The sequence below is a fragment of the Enterobacter cloacae complex sp. SHL021 genome, assembly GCF_049237765.1.
Classification (GTDB): domain Bacteria; phylum Pseudomonadota; class Gammaproteobacteria; order Enterobacterales; family Enterobacteriaceae; genus Enterobacter; species Enterobacter cloacae.
Genome location: NZ_JBMKJG010000022.1, coordinates 66,391 through 84,940 on the forward strand (window position 1 = coordinate 66,391; position 18,550 = coordinate 84,940).

Below are 18,550 nucleotides of genomic sequence, written 5' to 3' on the forward strand. Positions count from 1 at the left end.
TCACTCCGCCGGGCGCGGTACGCTACGGTTATATACCTCAACATAACGCGCAAATTTTCCGATAAACACGCCCGCAAATACCCCGCCTGAGATAATCGCCAGCGCGCTCATGGCGGGTTGCTGCATTGTATGGGGAGAGATGGCGCTCATCACGCCCAGCACATACTTCACCGCGAACGCCAGCATCATAAACGGCAGCGCGGTGTAGTCTGCCTGACGGTGGAGGCTGCGCGGTGCCTCAGCTCGGGTGATAGCCGCCTGCTTAATCAGGAAGTACCCCAGTGCCGCACCGGCAAGGATCCCTGCCGTCCACAATGCAACAGTCGCAGGAGTCAGCGTGCGATAGACCACCAGATCGTAAATATCCCAGATAAGAAAAATGCCCGGAATGATAGCAAGCCGCTCCAGCGTCACGGTGGCGGGCTTGCGGGCTTTAATGCCGCGGGAGATAAGGAAGATAAACAGCACCCACACCCAGGCGGGTGTGTGCGTAACGACACCGAGCAGAAATTCAAACATGGAGATCACCATGGACGATCGCGGCTCCTGCCGCCCTGAACGCGTATTGCGCATAACGGCAGGAGCGCCATTATGCGCAGGTCTTTTACAGCGATTTTTTCAGGCGACGAACCGCCTCTTTCAGCTCTTCATCCGTTGGCGTGACAAACGACATACGCAGCGTCGAATGGTCTGGCTCATTGCAGTAGAAAAATTCGCCCGGCACAAATACTACGCCGTTACTTAACGTCTTTTCCAGCCAGCGCGTGGTATTACTACCATTTTTCATATTCGCCCACAGGAACATGCCGCCCTTCGGCTTGTGGAACGACATCACATCGCCCAGCTCGGCTTCCAGTTCGTTGGCGAACGTCTGGTACTTCTGACGATAGGCTTCGCGGATCATTTTGATCTGCCCGGCCAGACGCCCGGTTTTCAGGTATTCGTAAGTCATCAGCTGCGACAGCGTGCTGGTGTGCAGATCGGTGGTTTGCTTCAGGTTCACCACCGCACGCTTCAGCCACTCCGGTACCAGCACCCAGCCCACACGGGTGCCCGGCGCGAGAATTTTAGAGAAGGTTGAGGTATACACCACGTTCTCTTCGTTGCCGATATCTTTGGCATGGGCAATTAACGGGCGGAAAACTTCGTCGGTGTAATTAATTTCACTGTACGGATCGTCTTCGATAATCACGAAGTCATAGCGCTTCGAGAGTTCCACCAGCTGTTTACGGCGCGCCTCAGACAGCGTAACGCCACCCGGGTTACCAAATGTCGGCACAATATAAACCGCTTTGATGGGTTTATTTGCCACCAGGGCTTCGAGTTCATCCACTTTCATGCCGTCGCCATCGGTGCCAACGGATTCGAAATTCGCCTGCGCCAGACCAAAGACCTGCAGCGCGGCAAGATAGGTTGGGCGTTCGACGACGACGGTATCGCCCGGATTAATTAACGCGCGCGCCAGCACGTCGAGGGATTGTTGTGAACCGGAGGTCACGACCACATCATCCGCTTTGCACCGGATCCCGCGCCCTTCGCAGATGCGCTGAATCTCTTCCCGCAGTCCCGGCACACCCTCGGTCAGACCATACTGGAAGGCTTCACCAAAATGCTGCGACAGTACGGCATCAGCGGCGATTTTCAGGCCTTCGTGATCGAACAAAGCCGGGTTAGGAATACCCCCACCCAGCGAAATGACGCCTGCCATTTTGCTATGTTTTAATAATTCACGGATGGCGGAAGATTGCAGGCCCTGCGCGCTGCTGGCGAGTTTGTTTGCAGACATTCTTTGATTACCTTCTTTTTTATATTGTGCCCAATCTTAGCAGAATATGAGCAATAAATTCCGTTAGCTTCGGGAGGGGACGTAAATCCTGACGCCACAGTAAATGAACCGGCCTTGGCGCGGGTGTAAACGGCTCCAGAACCCGAACCAGCCTGCCGCTTGCCAGCTCTTCCGCCACCAGCACCTCCGGCTGCAGAAGCAGCCCTGCCCCAGCGCGCGCCGCCATGCGTAAGCCGTAGCCGTCGTTGCATCGTAAAATGGCATCGCGCTTCCAGCGCACTTCGCCCTCCACACCCGGCAACCGCCATTCGTTACGCGCGGTCCATACCGTGTGGGAAAGGCAGAGATGGTCCACCAGATCAGCAGGCGTTTGCGGCGTACCGTGGCGCGCCAGATAATCCGGCGACGCGCAGATCACCATGTTGTAAGGGCACAGGTATTTCGCCACCAGATCGTCATTGCGAATATCACCAATGCGAATGGCCAGATCGACCCCCTCTTCCACCAGATCCACCATCCGGTTGGTGAGATCCAGTTCGATACGTACTGCCGGGTAGCGCTGCAAAAAGGTGGCGGTCAGCGGCGCGATAACGCAGCCGCCAAACGACGTAGGTGCCGTCACGCGCAGGGTGCCCGCCGGTGCGGCGCGCAGACGTTCCACCGCGCTTTCGGCAATGGCCACCTGCTCCAGCACCCGCTTCGCCTCGTCATAATAGACCCGCCCGGCGTCGGTCAGGCTTTGACGTCGCGTATTGCGCTCCAGCAGACGGGTGCCAAGCTCGGATTCCAGCAGCGCAATGTACTTCCCCACCATCACCGACGACATATCCAGACGGGAGGCCGCCCCGGTAAAACTGCCGCTTTCCACTACGGCGATAAAGGTTTCCATGCCGCGAAGCTTATCCATATTACAAACCTCTGGTTAGCAATCTTCTAACTTTAGCCCAGTTTATCCGACTTTTAATTTATTAAAGAATGAAGGCTCACAACATGAGGAGTCGGCTATGAAAATCATCATTATTGGTGCCAGCGGTACGGTCGGTCGTGCAGTAACGGAGGCGCTCAGTCGCCGCCACGAAGTGATCCGCGTGGGCCGCACGCAGGGCGATGAGCAGGTGGATATTACGTCACAGGCGAGCGTGCAGGCGCTGTTTGAGAAGGTCGGTCGTGTGGATGCGATTGTCTCCGCCAGCGGCGGATTGTACTTTGGCCCTCTCGCCACCATGAAAGACAGCGATTTCAATCAGGGCTTACAGGATAAACTGCTCGGACAGGTGCGCCTGGCGCTGACCGGCCAGCACTACCTGAACGATGGCGGCTCCATTACCCTGATTAGCGGGATTGTGGCGCACGAGCCCATCGCGCAGGGCGTCAATGCCACCACGGTGAATGCCGCGCTGGAAGGGTTTGTTCGCGCTGCCGCCTGCGAGCTGCCGCGCGGGATCCGCATCAACCTGATAAGCCCGACGGTCCTCACCGAATCGGTCGAAACGTACGACGGCTTCTTCCCGGGCTTTGAAAGCGTGCCGGCCGCCACCGTGGCGCAAGCCTATCGCCGCAGCGTGGAAGGGGTGCAGACCGGGCGGGTGTATAAGGTGGGTTACTGAGCCTTACGGGCGGAAATCAGCACCAGCATCGGGCGGTCTGCCTCTTCGGCCAGCGCGGGCCAGGCGTCAATCTGCGCCTGCGTTGGCCCCCATTCGTTCACTTCGCTTACCGTTAAACCGGCGTTGATCAGGGCGTTAAGCGTGCTGCCCAGTGTGCGGTGATACTTGATCACACCGTCTGCCAGCCAGTTGCTGACGCGCTGGCCTTCGTCCTGATAGTGGTTCACGCCCCAGAAACGCACGCCTGCGTCATCGGTCAACCAGCCCTGACGCGTCGCGCAGGTGTAAATTGGGTGCTCCATGGAAAAGACCAGGCTGCCGCCGGGTTTCAGCGCACGCTGAACGTTGCCAAACAGGGTGTTTAACTCGGGCAGGTAGTGCAGCGCCAGCGAGCTGTAGACCAGATCGAAACTGTTCGCTTTCATCGCCAGCGATTCCAGATCGCTACGTTGATACACAATCCCGTCATCGTGGGTCAGCTCTGCCGCACGGGCGAGCATTTTTTCGGAGATATCGACGCCGGTTACCGCAGAAGCGCCCAGTTCACGCGCCGCGCGGCAGAACCAGCCATAACCACAGCCGAGATCGATAACCGATTTGCCGTGTAAATCCGGCAGCATGCTTTTCAGCGCAGGCCACTCCGGCGCGCCATTCAGGCCGTCTACCGAGCGCGGCAACTGGGCGTAACCTTCAAAAAAGGCGGGGTTGTCGTAGATATTTTGTGCCATCACGGACTCCTTCATTGCAACAGAGGCGAGGGTAAAACACCCCTCGCCCGTTGACAACTAAACCGTCTGGCGAATCAAAGCCTGCGCCGGATCTTCTCCACCATGGCTGCCGTTGAGATCCCGTAGCGATCGTGAAGCGTCGGGAGCGCACCTGCATCCAGGAAAGCATCCGGTAGCGCAACGGTATCAAAGTCGACATGCACGCGATGGCGCATCAGCAACGACGCCACTGCCTCACAAAGCCCCCCTACGGTGCTGTGGTTTTCGGCGACCACCACCAGCCGCCCAGGTTTCGCGGCCTGCGCCAGAATGGTCTCCTCATCCAGCGGTTTAATGGTGGGCGAGTGCAGTACCGCCACGCTGACGTTATCCTTACGTAGCTGCTTTGCTGCCTCCAGCGCGCGCATGGTCATTAGCCCTGAGGCGATGATCAGGACGTCGCTCCCCTCTTCCAGCAGCGCGGCTTTGCCCAGCGTAAACTGGTAATTGTACTGGTCCAGCACCACCGGCACCTTGCCGCGCAGCAGTCGCATATACACCGGCCCATTGTGCGCCGCGATCGCCGGTACAGCCTGTTCGGTGTCTATCGCGTCGCAGGGATCGATGATGGTCATCCCCGGAATACCGCGCATAATCGCAATATCTTCCGTCGCCTGGTGGCTCGGACCGTAGCCCGTGGTTAACCCCGGCAGTGCAGCGCATATCTTCACGTTGAGATGCTCTTCGGCGATAACCTGATGAATAAAATCGTAGGCTCGACGGGTGGCAAAGACAGCATATGTCGTGGCGAAGGGAATAAACCCCTCTTTTGCCATTCCCCCGGCCGCGCCCATCAAGAGTTGCTCCGCCATCCCCATCTGGAAGAAGCGTTCCGGATACGCCTGGGCAAAGATATGCAGATCGGTATATTTCGACAAATCCGCCGTCATACCGACAACTTCCGGGCGCTGTTCCGCCAGCTTCACCAGCGCATGGCCGAACGGTGCAGAGCGCGTCTCCTGGCCGTCTTCCGCAATAGAGGCAATCATGGCCGACGTGGTTAAACGCGGTTTTTTCTCCGTTATCTGGCTCATTACAGCACTCCTTCAGGTTTGTTGGCATCCAGCACGGCGAGTGCCTTTTGCCACTCGTCAGCATCCACGCGAATAAAATGGTTCTTGTCACGTTGTTCGAGGAAAGGCACACCCTTGCCCATCAGCGTGTCGCACAAAATGACGCGTGGCTGGTTTTCCGGATAGCGTCTGGCGTTATCAAACGCCGCCACCAGCGCAGGGACATCGTTGCCATTTACGCGCTGCACATACCAGCCGAACGAGGTCCATTTATCCTCCAGCGGCTCAAAGCCAAGGATCTTGTGCGAATTGCCGTCTGCCTGCTGGCGGTTAATGTCCACCAGCACGATCAGGTTCGACAGGCCATGGTGCGCTGCAGACATAGCCGCTTCCCAGGTTGATCCTTCGTCAAGCTCACCGTCCGACATGGAGTTAACGACCCATGCCGCGCTCTGCTTGTGCTTCAGCCCCAGCGCCATGCCGACCCCAATACTTAACCCCTGCCCCAGCGAACCACCGGAGATCTCCATGCCCGGCGTGTAAGTTGCCATACCGGACATTGGCAGGCGGCTGTCGTCCGAGCCGTAGGTCTCCAGCTCCTCTTCAGGAATGATCCCGGCTTCAATCAGGGCGGCATAACAGGCAATGGCGTAATGACCGTGGGAAAGCAGAAAACGGTCACGACCTTCCCACTCCGGCTCGTCCGGCTTGAGGTTCATACCGTGGGTAAACGCGGTGGCCAGTACGTCGGCATAGCCCAGCGCCTGCCCGATGTAGCCCTGCCCCTGCACTTCGCCCATGCGCAGCGCATAGCGGCGAATACGCCATGCCGCCGCGGCAACCTGTTGAACTGTGGTATCCGTCATCGTCGAGTCTCCTTAATGGATCAGCATGCCGCCGTTCACGTCGAGCGTGATACCGGTGGAGTAAGACGAAAGGTCGCTGCCAAGGAACAGCGCGGCGTGGGCAATATCCTGCGCGTCGCCGAGGCGGTTAAGCGGAATGCCCGCCAGGATGGCGGTTTTCATCTCATCGCTCAGCTTGCCTGCGGTGATGTCCGTCTGGATAAGGCCGGGTGTAATGCAGTTTACGCGTACGTTATCCGGCCCCAGTTCACGGGCCATCGCTTTCGCCAGGCCCAGCACACCTGCTTTAGCCGCGCTGTAGTGGGGGCCGCCAAAAATACCGCCACCGCGCTGTGCTGATACCGATGAAATGCAGACAATGCTGCCTGACTTCTGCGCGCGCATGGTGGGGATCACCGCCTGGGACATCAGCAGCGTGCCGCGCAGGCTGACGTCCAGCACCGCGTCGTAATTCTCGCGTTTAATATCCATCAGCTTAATCGGCTGAGTAATACCGGCGTTATTCACCAGAATATCGATGCGCCCGTATTTTCCCAGCACCTGCTCAATGGCGGCGTTAACCTGTAATTCATTGCTGACGTTCGCCGCAAGGCCCAGATGCTCTTCACCCAGTTTCGCCGCCGCTGCCCGACTGGCCTCAGCATCTAAATCGATAATCACTACCTTCGCACCCTGCCCGGCATATAATTTAGCCGTGGCAAAACCCAAACCGCGTACAGAAGCCGCGCCGGTAATAACGGCGACTTTATCTTTCAGTAGCATATATTTACTCCACTATGGTAAAAGGAATTTATTTTTTATTTCGGTTCATCCAGCAACATAATCACAAACAGGCCAATCGCTGCACAAACACCGAAATAAATAAATACAGAGTTAAAACTTCCTGTTTTATCCAGCAGAAAACCCGCCAGCATCGGGGAAACAAATCCGCCGAGATTTCCGCCGCTATTGATAATTGACGCAGCTATCGGATAGGTTTTACTGTCCGCAACGGCCATACCGTAAGCCGTAAAAGCAGGCCAGCCGATATTCAGACAGAGGCCGACAAAAAACAGCCCCACGCAAACCGCAACGGTGCTTTGCGGAATATTCAGCATGATGACCATCATTAACACGGTGCTGATGGCGGTAAACATCATGGTCGGTTTACGCCGACGGCCGAGCAGTTTGTCGGATACGTAACCGCCAAAAATCGCCCCGATAAATCCGCCGATGCACGGCATACTGGCGACCAGCCCCATGCTCATAAACGTAAAGCCTTTCTCTTTCACCAGATAGAGCGGGATCCACGTCAACAGGCCATACAGCACGCTGACCATCATGAAATAGGCCAAACAGTCGCCGAGGATATTCTTCGAGGTAAACAGCCCTTTTACCGTGCTCACCGGGGCTAAGTCCCGCACGCGAATCAGGCGGTCAAGGCGCGCAAAGCCCGGTGAAATCACGATGTTTTCCCGTCTGGCGTCCGGCGTCTCCTGACCCACAGTAATGGTCTCCAGTTCGGCTTTAGAGACGAATGCGCTCTCTGATGGTCTGGTGCGCACCAGCAGATACCACAGGACGGCAATGACCAGACCGGGGATCGCGAAGGAGAAGAAGACCCAACGCCAGCCCCACGTCATGGCGATCCACACCGCCAGCGGCGGCACGAGGATCGGCGCGAACATGGTGGCCGCGATGTAGACGCCGGTGGCGGTGGCCTTCTCCCTGGGTGGAAACCAGTTATTGATGGTGGAGGCCAGCCCGACAGGACACGGCCCCTCCGTTAACCCCAGCCCCAGACGAATAAACTTCAGCCCAAGAACCGAGGTCGCCGTGCCCATCAGCCAGGTAAACGCCGAGAAGCCGAATATCGACAGCGCCACCATGCCGCGAATACCCTTTTTGGCGATAAAAAAGCCCGCTGGAATTTGGCTCAATGCGTATCCCAAAAAGAACATACTGGCGATGGCACCGGCTTCGAAATTATTAATATGAAACTCATCAATGATAAAGGGCAGTACTGCACCAATATTTGTTCGGTCAGCATAGTTAATGGCATACACAATAAAAATTAATGCCAGCACAACGAAACGGTAATTGGTTTTTTTAGTGTTTATGTAGGGGACAGCATGTTCTATACGAGACATAACTTACCTCATTATTCGAACAACGTGAGTCGTTTTATTTTTACGTTCAAGGTCAATATATCGGCTCATGAATGAAACACCATTCAATAAACCTCATTTATTGCTGAGATAAATTTGATTCGCGATACAGCTCAAAAAAATAACCTCGGGATAAAATTGCCCGCATGTCGTCTCAATGTTATGTTTTTTATCAATAAACATGACAGGAGTAGGCTATGTCCGCGCAGGATCGCCAGACGTTATCACTGCCCTCGCTCAGAAATTTGCAGGCATTCATCGCCGTCGCTAACGCATTGAGCATCCATCAGGCGGCCGAACAGCTCAACGTCACCCCCTCTGCGGTCAGCCATCAGATCGCGTCGCTGGAGTCGTGGATGGGCAAGAAATTATTCATCCGCAGCGGCAAAGGGGTTCAGCTCACCCCAACGGGAGAAAAATATCTGCGGGAGGTCTCGGCGGCGATGAGCGCCATCGGACGCGCCACCGATCAGATCGTCAAAGAGAAAGATAACGCCGTGCTTCGGGTGCACTCCTCGCCCACCTTCGGGTTGTCATGGCTGTTGCGCCGCCTGGGTAAGTTTCGCGCCGAATATCCCGATATCACCATCAATCTCACCTGCTCCTATGAGAATCTGCAATTCGCCAGAGATAATATTGATATTGATATCCGCCACGGTATCCCGGACTGGGATGCTTACCGGGTGATGACCATAAAAAACGACACGCTGGTGGTGCTGGCCTCGCCGGAGTATGCGCAAAAACACCCCATCAGCACACCCACCGATCTGCTGCAACAGTCACTCATCTCGTCCACCAGCACTCTGGTGAACTGGGAAAAATGGTTCGCCTGGCACAATATCGACAGGCCCTGGCTCAACTTCAGCCTCAGCTTTGACCGCTCCTATATGAGCTTTGAAGCGGCGCGCATGGGGCTGGGATTTATCCTTGAGAGCAAAATGATGGCGACAGACCACCTGAAAGATGGCTCACTGGTGCAGGTACTGCCGGATGAGATGGGGATCGCCATTAACGCGCATCATCTGGTAATGCCGCATATGCATGAACGCGCGTGGAAGATCCAGCAGTTCGTTGAGTGGATTGACCGGGAGCTGCGGCTGTCGGGTTATCATCTGTAACGTCGGGTGGCGGCTTCGCCTTACCCGACCTACAAAATCTGCGGCCTGTTGCCCTCACCCCAACCCTCAACCCACCGGGAGAGGGAAAAATGCACATTAACCCACCGTGCCCCAGACAAGGTTCCCCTTATGGAAGGTCGCGGTGCGCGGAGATATGCGCGCCACCGCCTCGGCGGAACAGGAGGCGTCCACCAGCACAAAGCTGGCGTCGTCCTGCGCTTTCGGCCAGACGCGTTCACCTTTGTCGTTCAGCGGCAGTACGTCACCGGTCGCAATACCTAAAGCGCGGGACAGCGTCTGCTCATTAGGGCGGATATAGAGCTGGGCGTAGAGATTCGCTTTTTCCAGCATGTCCCCCAGGCCGTACGGCGACCAGTGGTCGATCACGCTGTCGGTGCCGGTCATCACAAACACGCCCTTATCGCGCAGCTGCTTCAGCGGCATATGCAGGGTGCCAATCGGCACGGTGGAGGCGATAGTCACCTGCTGCGCCGCCATGCGGGTGGCAATCTCGTCCACCTGCTGCTCGTTGAGCGTGGCCAGCGCAAAGGCGTGGCTGATGGTCAGTTTGCCCTTCAGTTGCGGGGTTTTCTCCACGGTTTCGACCATGTAGTTCACCGCCGCCACGCCCGCCGGGCTGGTTTCGTGCAGGTGAATATCCACCCCTTTGTCATAATCCAGCGCAATCTGGAACATGGTGTCGAGAGATTTCTCCATCGCCCCGTCAACGTTGGTTGGGTCCAGCCCGCCCACGTAGTGCGCCCCGGCCTGCATCGCCTCGCGCATCAGCTTTTCGGAATTCGACAGCAGCAGGCCGTGCTGTGGAAACGCCACGATCTCGCAGTCAAATCCGGGCTTGCGACGCGCCAGCACCGCCTGCAGGTTCTCGAGATTCTTCAGGCCCGAGACCGGCTCAATATTGCAGTGGCTGCGGGCGAGGGTGGAGCCTTTCGACTGGATCAAATCGATCAGCTTTTCGGCGCGCTCCTGGGTATAAGGCTGGAGTTCGGGGAGCAGCTTCTGCTCAAGGCGGATCATATCCTGAATGGTGGTACCCGCCGGGCGGTTGACCGAACGCCACGGGCCGCCGTAGAAGGTTTTATCCAGGTGAATGTGCATATCGCGCATCGCCGGGAGCATCAGCTTGCCGCCCGCGTCATAGTGCGGCAGGGTGGCGTCCGCGTGACTTTTGTTATCCCGCAGGGCGACAATTTTCCCGTCTTTGATCTCCAGCGTTTTCAGCTCGGTGCGGGTGCTCGTCGCCACGCCGCCGTCGACGTTAAATCCGGCCTCCAGCAGCACGTTGTCCAGGTAGTAGTGTTTAGCGGTGATGTTCATCGGTTTACCCGTCTCGCAGGTTGGTTTTGCGGAATCGGCAGCATACGCGACGGAGCCGGTCGCGCCAAACAGCGCGCAGGCGGTGACCATTTTGCCGCTCTGGCTGATGAATTCACGGCGGCTTTTATTTTCACTCATCTTATCTTCCTTCATTAACAATATGGGTACCGGTTTCCCCGCGCAGCGCGGCGGGCAGGCAGTCTGGCGAGGTGATGATCACGCGCTTGCCGCCATGGCGTAAAAATTCCAGCGAGGCGACGATTTTGGGCAGCATGCTGCCCGCCGGGAAATGGCCCTCGTCTTTGTAACGCGTCATCTGCGCCACGCTCACCGTGTCCAGCGCCTGCTGATTCGGCTTGCCAAAGTGGATGCACACTTTTTCGACCCCGGTGGTGATCACCAGTACGTCGGCGCGGATCTCGCGCGCCAGCAGCGCGGTGGAGAGATCTTTATCAATTACCGCGTCAACGCTCTGGTAATCGCCCTGCTCAGTGCGCACCACCGGAATACCGCCGCCGCCCGCGCCAATCACCACAAAGCCTTTTTGCGTCAGGGTTTTGATGGCATCGGCTTCAACAATGCGTAACGGCTGCGGCGACGCCACCACGCGACGATAGCCCCGGCCAGAATCCTCAACAAAGTGCCAGTCCGGATGCGCCTGCTGCAGTTCATCGCGCTGCGCTTCGCTGAAGAACGCGCCGATGGGCTTGGTCGGGTGGCTAAAGCCCGGATCGTTTTTATCCACCTCCACCTGAGTGACAACGGTGACCGCTTTTTGCTCACCGCGCGCAGACAGGCGGTTGTTAAGCGCCTGCTGGATCAGGTAGCCGATACCGCCCTGCGTATCCGCCACGCAGTTGGCCAGCGGCGTGAGCGGCAGTCCCTCCCGCTCGTGGGCAATTTCAGCGCGGCGGAGATCCAGCCCCACCTGGGGGCCGTTGCCGTGGGTAAGCACGATGTCATAGTCCGAGGCCAGCATCTCCAGCACCGACTCTGCCACCGCCTTTACCGCCTGCGCCTGATGTTCAACCGACTGGCTGGCGTTATCTTTGATAATGCTGTTGCCGCCAATGGCGACGACCATAAGCTCTTTCATTTTGTTTCCTTTAGAAGGTGCGTTCTGGTGCCCTCACCCCGGCCCTCTCCCACAGGGAGAGGGGGATTAACAGAGATATCCAGCACATGCTTCACCACAAACATGCCGCCCATCATCAGATACGCCGTCACAAACATCAGCGAACTGCCTTCGGCAAAGCCCACCACCGGGGCGTGGATCACGCCAAACAGCGCCAGCAGCGCGCCACCGGCGGCGGCAATGGCCCCGCGCAGCGGTTTGTTGATAATGGCGAAGATGGCGATGCAGCCCCACAGCATGCTGGCGAGCGGTGCGCCGCTGCCCAGATGCACCAGCCCCTCGTAGTAGATCCCTTTACTGTGCAGCACGTCGGTGCCGATTTTCGCCGCGCTGGTGCCCGCCGCGCCCATCACGCTGTTCATCATGGTCAACGCCCAGTTGGCGATCCACGGGAACAGGCAGATGAAAATCACGGGCACCTCCACTTTGGGCGTTTCCCTCACGACCTGGTTGGCGGTGACAACGCCGATAAACACCAGGATCGGCACGATGGCGGTCATCGGAATGATGGCGAGCATAAACGCCCCCAGCCCGAACAGCGGCACGATAAACATGGTCACGCCGGAGGCCAGCGTGTAGCCGATGCTGGCGCCCATCGCTTTCCAGCCCGCATGACCCACATAGACCGTCACCGGGAACGGATTGCCCATCAGGCAGCCGAGCATGGAGGCCAGGCCGTTCGCCAGCATTACCTTGCGGGTCGGGTACTCGTCTCCCGCCGCGTGGGCGCTTTCAATGTTTTCCAGGTCGAAGATGTAGTTCGCCAGCCCCAGCGGCACGGCAGACGCCAGGTACGGCAGCGCGTGCGGCAAGCCCTGCAGGAAACCTTCTACATGGACTTCGGGCGGGTTAAAGCCGAAAGAGGACATAGAGGCTTTGATTGCCTCCGGGCTTTGCAGGCCGGAGATCCACGCTAACACCGTGCCAGCAATCAACAACAGCAGACCGGTCGGGATCCTGGCGAAGATCGGTTTTTTGCCGAACCAGTTAATGAAGATCAGCAGCAGCACAATGAACGACACGGTGGGCGCTTCAAACGCCTGCAGCATCGGGTTCATCGCCAGCAACAGCAGGCCCAGGCCCGACAGACACGAGAGCAGCACGGTACGCGGGATCATCTTGCGGATGGTCTCCCCCAGGAAAGAGCCGCCCGCCAGAATCATCGCCTCGACAAAGCACCACACCAGACCGATCTGAATGGCAAAATCCGCGTCACCGGTTTGCTGGTAGACCGGCATCAGGACCAGAAAAGTAACGGTAAAAATCGACGGCGCGCTCGGGCCAGACGGCAGCGCGGTGACGTCCGTTCGTCCGGTGGCGCGCGCCATCTGCAGGCCAAACCATGCGTAACAGACGCTCGCCACCAGCACCGCCAGCCCGAAGGCCGGTGCGATGCGTCCATAAACAATCTCCTTCGGGATGCCGACGACAAAAATGAGCAACCCCATCATGGTCAGCAAATTGGTCAGGTTGTTGGTCATCAACCCGAAATATGCCGCCCAGTCACCTCTTTTCCACTCCAGTTTCATGTTTTTCATGGATGCTTGCCTTATAAAAAGTAGCGATCGCGGAAGGTCAACAGCGCCTTTTCAAAACAGCTAAACGGCGGGTGCACAATGCCCGCGCCAATCATGCCAATACCGGCGTCTTTGTGGGCAATGGCGGTATTGATAACCGGCAGAATGCCGCTGCCTGCGACTCGGGTGATGTCGATGGCGGTTGGAATGCCCATAAACAACAGCAGCGGAATGGTGACGTTCGGGTTTTCACCGAGGGTGATTTCGCGCATCTGGCGGGAGAAGTCGATGGCTTCTTCCACCGTGCCGCCCACCAGCGCGACAATCGCCGGGGCCGTCGCCATCGCAAAACCGCCGATACCGTAGGTTTCCGTGATGGCGCTGTCGCCGATATCCAGCCCGGAGTCTTCAGGCTTGTAACCCGCGAACATCGGGCCAATCACCTGCTGCGCCGGGCCGGTGAACCACTGCCCTGGCAGGCCAGAGACGCGCAGACCAAACTCGTAACCGTTACGCGCCATGGTGGTGACCACGGTGCTGTACTCAATGCCGTGGGCGGCGTCCAGCGCGGCCTTACACATCGCCATCCACGTCGGGCCGGAGAAGTAGTCGCTGCTGGCGACAAACTCAAATACCTCGCGCTGCTGCGCCACCGGATAGCCCGCCTGGATCAGCCCCGGCGTCAGCGCCTGGATCAGCAGCGTGGTGCCCGCGTTGTTGCGGTTGTGGCATTCGTCACCCATGTGCAGCGCCTGAGCCAACATCAGGCGCAGATCGATTTCGCCGATAATCTTCATGGCATCGCGCAGCATCGGGCCAAGCACATCGCGCATCCAGTTCAGACGGTCAATGACGCTCTGGTCGTTGGCGCCCATGCGCAGGATCTTCGCCATCTGCTCGCTGAGGTTGGTGTAGGCGCGGTTGCCGTAGGTTTTGTTCTCAACGATATGCATAAACATCGACGCGGAGGTAACGCCCGCCATTGAGCCCACGCAGTCGTGCTCGTGGCACGGCGAGAAGGTGATGTCGCCTGAAGCCGCCAGCCTTGCCGCCTCCTCCAGATCGTTCGCCAGCCCTTCAAATACCAGCGCGCCGGTGACAGCGCCTTTCATCGCGCCACACATATTTTCCCAGCTCACCGGAGGACCGGCATGCAGAATGGTGGTACGGGTCATCCCCGGCACAACGTTAATCGCCTGGTCGTACCCCACCAGCACCGGGTGGGACTGAATGATGCGCTCCAGCGCAATCTTGTTGGCGGCAGCGATCTTCTCTGCCAGCGGCTCCGCGGCCAGCTGGTCGAGCGCTTCGACGATCTGCATATTGCCCTGCCCCGGCGGTGCCCAGTCGAGCTGGGTGACGGGGACGTGCTGTTTTTTAAGATCGTCACTGAACAGCGCAATACCGACGTTAATGACGTTCAGCGGTTGGTTGAATAAGGTGGTCATCAGGCGTTCTCCCCTTTGCAGACAAATTCGCGTGCCAGTAATCCGGTGTTAGTACTGCTGCTGGCCCAGATCACGCCGGCATCGGTCAGAAGCTGGCACTGCTGCGCCAGCGACTGAGGATCCTGGTCGGTGCCCAACACGTAGCCGAGGATCTCCAGCGGACGGTTATCGGCTTTCGCAATCGCCTGCGCCTCTTTAATGGCATCGAGCATCACGCCGACCGGATCCTCATGCGCGCCAAAGCCCAGCACGAAGTCCATCACAATCACGCCCACTTCCGGATCGCGCGCCTCCTGCAGCAGGCGGCTGATGCGGTTGGTCGGGTCGATCATCGGGTGCGGTTTGCCGTTGGTGAAATCGTCATCCCCAAAATCGAGGAAGGTGTGAGCCTGGCTGACGTTTATGTCGCGCAGGCGTTTCGCCGGATCGGGCTGAATGTTGCTGTAGACGTCGTCGTACTTCTCAAGCGCGGCGAACATCGCTTCATCACACAGGGTGCCGCCACAGAACAGACCGCGAATGTATTTCTGCTGCGGAGTGAGACGGGCGCGCACCTCTTCAATCAGGGGCCAGTTGAGCGGATGCAGGTTAAGGGACGCTTTGTTGATACCGGTGAGCAGCACGGCCTTCAGGGCCGCCTCTTTGGTGCCGCGGGCGAACTGCAGACCGTCTTCATCGGCGGGCGGTTCGTTGCGCCCAAGGAAGCAGGCGATGACCGGTTTGCGACAGGTCCGGGCACGCGCCAGCACCTTTTCTGCCACCGCTGGCGCTGGCGGTTTGGAGATCAGCGCGATGACCTGGGTGGCATCGTCGGCCTCCAGCATGTCGATGGCGTCGAGCATCATCAGACCACCGATTTTTTCACTGAGATCGCGCCCGCCGGTGCCAATCAGCTGCGATACCCCGCCGCCAAATTCATGAATGCGCACGCTCAGCTCCTGGCTACCGGTGCCGGACGCCCCGACAATGCCTATCGACCCGCGGCGTACAGCGTTGGCGAAGCACAGTCCTGCGCCGTTGATGATGGCAGTGCCGCAGTCTGGCCCCATCATCAGCAGCCCTTTCTGGTGCGCCAGCTGCTTGAGCGCCAGCTCATCGTCGAGGGAGACGTTATCGGAAAAGAGCATCACGTTGAGATCGTTTTCAAGCGCCTTGCGCGCTTCGCGTGCCGCAAACATGCCGTTTACTGAAATCACCGCCAGGTTACTGTCGGGACGGTGGGCTTTCGCGCTGGCCAGAGTCGCGTAGCGTGCTTCATGGGTGCCCGCGCTCTCTTTTCGGGTGAATAACGCTTCAATCGCCGCCAGGGTTTCATCATTGGCCGCGTCGCCTTTAATGACGATCATCAGATCGCCGTTTTTCGCATCCTCTAATTCCGGCGTTAACAGCCCGAGGTTTTTTAATACGCCTTTGTTCATTTCCGTCGCCATCGCTACAAAGGCCTGCTCAACGCCCGGCAATTTATTGGCTTTGGTGGAAACGGACATTAATGAGACGGAGTCAAAATACGTGTTCTTTTTAATCACGATTTTTGTGGGCATTATTTTCTCCTGAATGCGGATAAAAGGGGGCCGCCGTCGTGCAAAATGCACGTCGGAAAAATACGTTTGAAATGGGGGCCAGCCGGAAACAGGCTGGCCGAATAAATTACGCGCCCGCCGCCAGCAGCAGATCAGCTATCGCGTGGTAGCCTTTTTCCCGCGCCAGTTCGAGCGGGGTTTTACCGTATTTATCGGTCATGTGCGGATTCGCACCGTGGTCCAGCAGCAGCTTTACGAGCGCCTGCTGTTTCGGGCCGCCGTCATTCAGGACAATGGCTTCCAGCAGCGGCGTCCAGCCGACGAAGTTGGTGTGATTAACGTTGATATCGGTCTTTTCCAGCAGCTCGCGGACAATCTCCACATGCCCTTTCTCACTGGCGGGCGTAATCCCCACCCCGCCGAAGCGCGTCAGACGGTCCAGATCCGGGTTGGCGGGCAGAACAAGCCGCAGCAGGGTTAAATCATTGGTCAGGCAGCTTATCAGGAAGGGGTTAAAACAGGTCTGGTCCTGTTTATCTATATCCGCACCGGCGTCAATTAATAACGCGACACAGGGGTAATGTTTTTTCAGGCTGGCAATAACAATGGCGGTTCTTTTCTGACGGTTGGTGGCGTTAATATCGACACCTTTCTCCAGGCAGGCTTTTAGCGCGTCGACATTACCCTGCTCTGCCGCCAGTAAAAATTCCGTCACAAGTTCGTTCGCAGACATACAGACTCCCGATGGTGTGTTGCTGATGACCTGAGAATAGCAACAGCCCTTTCAGAAAAGAATCCGCTTAAAAATCATTCATCGACAGTCAATTCATTGTTGAGTTAAATTCAACGGTTCAGCCAAAACGTGCGTCTGTGCAACCTTTTTCTTATGGGTAAGCGTTTTTTCAGGCCATTCACGGCATTTTGCTTATGACCAAAGAAGCCTTGCATAACAAGGCCTGTAGCTAAACATCAGAACTGTGACCGCCGTCAAATGCGTTGTTGCGCCGCTGTTAAAATATGTTCAAAACTGATGGTAACCCGGAGCCGTAATATGAATTCCATCTTTACTGAAGAGAATCTGCTGGCCTTCACCACGGCGGCACGTTTTGGCAGTTTCAGCAAAGCCGCCGCCGAGCTGGGTGTGACCACGTCGGCCATCAGTTACACCATCAAACGTATGGAGACCGGGCTGGACGTGGTGCTGTTTGTGCGTAACACCCGGAGCATCGAGCTGACCGAGTCCGGCTTTTACTTTTACCGCAAGGCCACCGATCTGCTGAACGATTTCTATGCCATCAGGCGTGGGATAGACACCATCTCTCAGGGCATCGAGGCGCGGGTACGCATCTGCATCAATCAGCTTTTGTATACCCCACGTCATACCGCGCGGCTGCTGCAGGTGCTGAAAAAGCAGTTTCCCACCTGCCAGATCACCGTCACCACGGAGGTCTATAACGGCGTCTGGGACTCAATCATCAATAACCAGGCCAATATCGCGATTGGCGCGCCGGATACGCTTCTTGACGGCGGCGGCATTGATTACACGGAGATTGGCGCTATCCGCTGGGTATTCGCCATCGCGCCGGAACACCCGCTGGCGTTTGTCCCGGAACCGATCGCGGAAAGCCAGCTGCGCCTCTACCCGAACATCATGGTGGAGGACACCGCGCACACCATTAATAAGAAGGTCGGCTGGCTGCTGCACGGGCAGGAGGCGATTCTGGTGCCGGATTTTAACACCAAATGCCAGTGTCAGATTCTGGGGGAAGGGATCGGTTTTTTACCGGAATACATGGCCCGGGAGGCCGTAGCGGACGGGCTGCTGGTGACACGACGCATTAATAACCCGCGTCAGGATTCGCGCATGCTGCTTGCCACGCAGCATGCGGCGACCGGCCAGGTTACGCGCTGGATCAAACAGCAGTTCGGCCCGCAGGGCGTACTGACCGGGATCTACAGCGACTTACTGTGGCGTACCTAGTTTCTCGTCTGAACCCAAAACGCGTGGATAAGTCCAGGGAAGTAGCCCAGTATGGTCAGAAGGATATTCAGGATAAACGCCCAGCCCAGTCCCTTGCCAAGCAGTACGCCCAGCGGCGGGAGAATAATCGTAAAAACAACACGCCAAAAACCCATAAAGACTCCGTGCAAGCTAACCAATTGAAAATTATAAAAGAGACATCTCTAAGCGTAGCCAGTTTACGGGTAACTGCCATTCGGCTGGCGCGCTTTTACCTGCCTTTACCCTCTTTACACTGGCTTAAATCCTTCTTTAAATGCTCTACTAC

At 57.4% G+C, this 18,550-nt stretch carries 18 protein-coding genes; 3 read left to right on the forward strand and 15 right to left on the reverse strand.

Annotation, left to right across the window (positions count from 1 at the left end; all coding sequences use genetic code 11):
- The 3 genes from ACOTZF_RS19920 to ACOTZF_RS19930 all read right to left on the reverse strand — a co-directional run bounded on the left by ACOTZF_RS19920 (position 1) and on the right by ACOTZF_RS19930 (position 2,693).
- Positions 1–519 carry a DUF6622 family protein gene (locus tag ACOTZF_RS19920; RefSeq protein WP_029883923.1) on the reverse strand — a complete coding sequence of 173 codons (519 nt, stop codon included), beginning with the start codon at positions 517–519 and terminating at the stop codon, positions 1–3.
- Between the two features lie 85 nt (positions 520–604).
- A complete protein-coding gene (locus ACOTZF_RS19925) occupies positions 605–1,786 on the reverse strand; it encodes a PLP-dependent aminotransferase family protein (protein WP_038420464.1) in 1,182 nt (393 codons plus the stop codon).
- Positions 1,787–1,805: 19 nt separating this feature from the next.
- Complete coding sequence (locus ACOTZF_RS19930) at positions 1,806–2,693, reverse strand: LysR family transcriptional regulator (RefSeq protein ID WP_020690740.1); 888 nt, start codon at positions 2,691–2,693, stop codon at positions 1,806–1,808.
- Positions 2,694–2,790: 97 nt separating this feature from the next.
- Between ACOTZF_RS19930 and ACOTZF_RS19935 the strand changes: the two genes are divergently transcribed.
- On the forward strand, positions 2,791–3,393 hold the full coding sequence (locus ACOTZF_RS19935) for a short chain dehydrogenase (RefSeq protein WP_013098397.1): 603 nt from the start codon (positions 2,791–2,793) through the stop codon (positions 3,391–3,393).
- Here ACOTZF_RS19935 and ACOTZF_RS19940 read toward each other — a convergent pair.
- From ACOTZF_RS19940 to ACOTZF_RS19960, 5 genes are all read right to left on the reverse strand, one after another.
- Positions 3,387–4,121 (reverse strand): class I SAM-dependent methyltransferase, encoded by a 735-nt coding sequence (locus ACOTZF_RS19940; protein WP_020690739.1) that lies wholly within the window; start codon positions 4,119–4,121, stop codon positions 3,387–3,389. The genes ACOTZF_RS19935 and ACOTZF_RS19940 overlap by 7 nt on opposite strands.
- 74 nt (positions 4,122–4,195) lie before the next feature.
- Positions 4,196–5,194, reverse strand: a complete 999-nt coding sequence (locus ACOTZF_RS19945) for a transketolase family protein (protein ID WP_072200340.1) — start codon at positions 5,192–5,194, stop codon at positions 4,196–4,198.
- A complete protein-coding gene (locus ACOTZF_RS19950) occupies positions 5,194–6,039 on the reverse strand; it encodes a transketolase (RefSeq protein ID WP_013098399.1) in 846 nt (281 codons plus the stop codon). The genes ACOTZF_RS19945 and ACOTZF_RS19950 overlap by 1 nt, the downstream gene beginning before the upstream one ends.
- 12 nt (positions 6,040–6,051) lie before the next feature.
- Positions 6,052–6,801, reverse strand: a complete 750-nt coding sequence (locus ACOTZF_RS19955) for an SDR family NAD(P)-dependent oxidoreductase (protein ID WP_129253227.1) — start codon at positions 6,799–6,801, stop codon at positions 6,052–6,054.
- Between the two features lie 35 nt (positions 6,802–6,836).
- Positions 6,837–8,168, reverse strand: coding sequence for an MFS transporter (locus tag ACOTZF_RS19960; RefSeq protein WP_038980953.1), 1,332 nt, complete (start codon positions 8,166–8,168; stop codon positions 6,837–6,839).
- 215 nt (positions 8,169–8,383) lie between these two features.
- On the opposite strand from ACOTZF_RS19960, the gene ACOTZF_RS19965 reads away from it, so the two are divergent.
- A complete protein-coding gene (locus ACOTZF_RS19965; protein WP_013098402.1) occupies positions 8,384–9,304 on the forward strand; it encodes a LysR substrate-binding domain-containing protein in 921 nt (306 codons plus the stop codon).
- Between the two features lie 96 nt (positions 9,305–9,400).
- Here ACOTZF_RS19965 and ACOTZF_RS19970 read toward each other — a convergent pair whose 3' ends face one another.
- The 6 genes from ACOTZF_RS19970 to ACOTZF_RS19995 all read right to left on the reverse strand — a co-directional run bounded on the left by ACOTZF_RS19970 (position 9,401) and on the right by ACOTZF_RS19995 (position 16,995).
- Positions 9,401–10,780: an amidohydrolase family protein gene (locus ACOTZF_RS19970; RefSeq protein WP_129318058.1), complete on the reverse strand. Its 1,380-nt coding sequence runs from the start codon at positions 10,778–10,780 to the stop codon at positions 9,401–9,403.
- Position 10,781: 1 nt separating this feature from the next.
- A complete protein-coding gene (locus tag ACOTZF_RS19975; protein ID WP_013098404.1) occupies positions 10,782–11,738 on the reverse strand; it encodes a carbamate kinase family protein in 957 nt (318 codons plus the stop codon).
- A complete protein-coding gene (locus ACOTZF_RS19980; RefSeq protein ID WP_040023525.1) occupies positions 11,735–13,315 on the reverse strand; it encodes a xanthine permease in 1,581 nt (526 codons plus the stop codon). Before ACOTZF_RS19980 ends, ACOTZF_RS19975 begins: the two co-directional genes overlap by 4 nt.
- 11 nt (positions 13,316–13,326) lie before the next feature.
- Entirely contained in the window at positions 13,327–14,742 is a 1,416-nt protein-coding gene (locus ACOTZF_RS19985) for a DUF1116 domain-containing protein (protein ID WP_206738705.1), read from the reverse strand.
- Positions 14,742–16,283 carry an acyl-CoA synthetase FdrA gene (gene fdrA / locus ACOTZF_RS19990; protein ID WP_129318056.1) on the reverse strand — a complete coding sequence of 514 codons (1,542 nt, stop codon included), beginning with the start codon at positions 16,281–16,283 and terminating at the stop codon, positions 14,742–14,744. The genes ACOTZF_RS19985 and fdrA overlap by 1 nt, the downstream gene beginning before the upstream one ends.
- Before the next feature lie 106 nt (positions 16,284–16,389).
- Entirely contained in the window at positions 16,390–16,995 is a 606-nt protein-coding gene (locus ACOTZF_RS19995) for an ankyrin repeat domain-containing protein (protein ID WP_129253231.1), read from the reverse strand.
- 318 nt (positions 16,996–17,313) lie between these two features.
- Here ACOTZF_RS19995 and ACOTZF_RS20000 point away from each other — a divergent pair, with 318 nt between their 5' ends.
- Entirely contained in the window at positions 17,314–18,243 is a 930-nt protein-coding gene (locus ACOTZF_RS20000) for a LysR substrate-binding domain-containing protein (RefSeq protein WP_020684930.1), read from the forward strand.
- Here ACOTZF_RS20000 and ACOTZF_RS20005 read toward each other — a convergent pair.
- The gene (locus ACOTZF_RS20005; RefSeq protein WP_013098410.1) at positions 18,240–18,398 is read right to left on the reverse strand and encodes a YqaE/Pmp3 family membrane protein; all 159 of its coding nucleotides are present in this window, start codon (positions 18,396–18,398) and stop codon (positions 18,240–18,242) included. The genes ACOTZF_RS20000 and ACOTZF_RS20005 overlap by 4 nt on opposite strands.
- Positions 18,399–18,550: the final 152 nt, after the last annotated feature.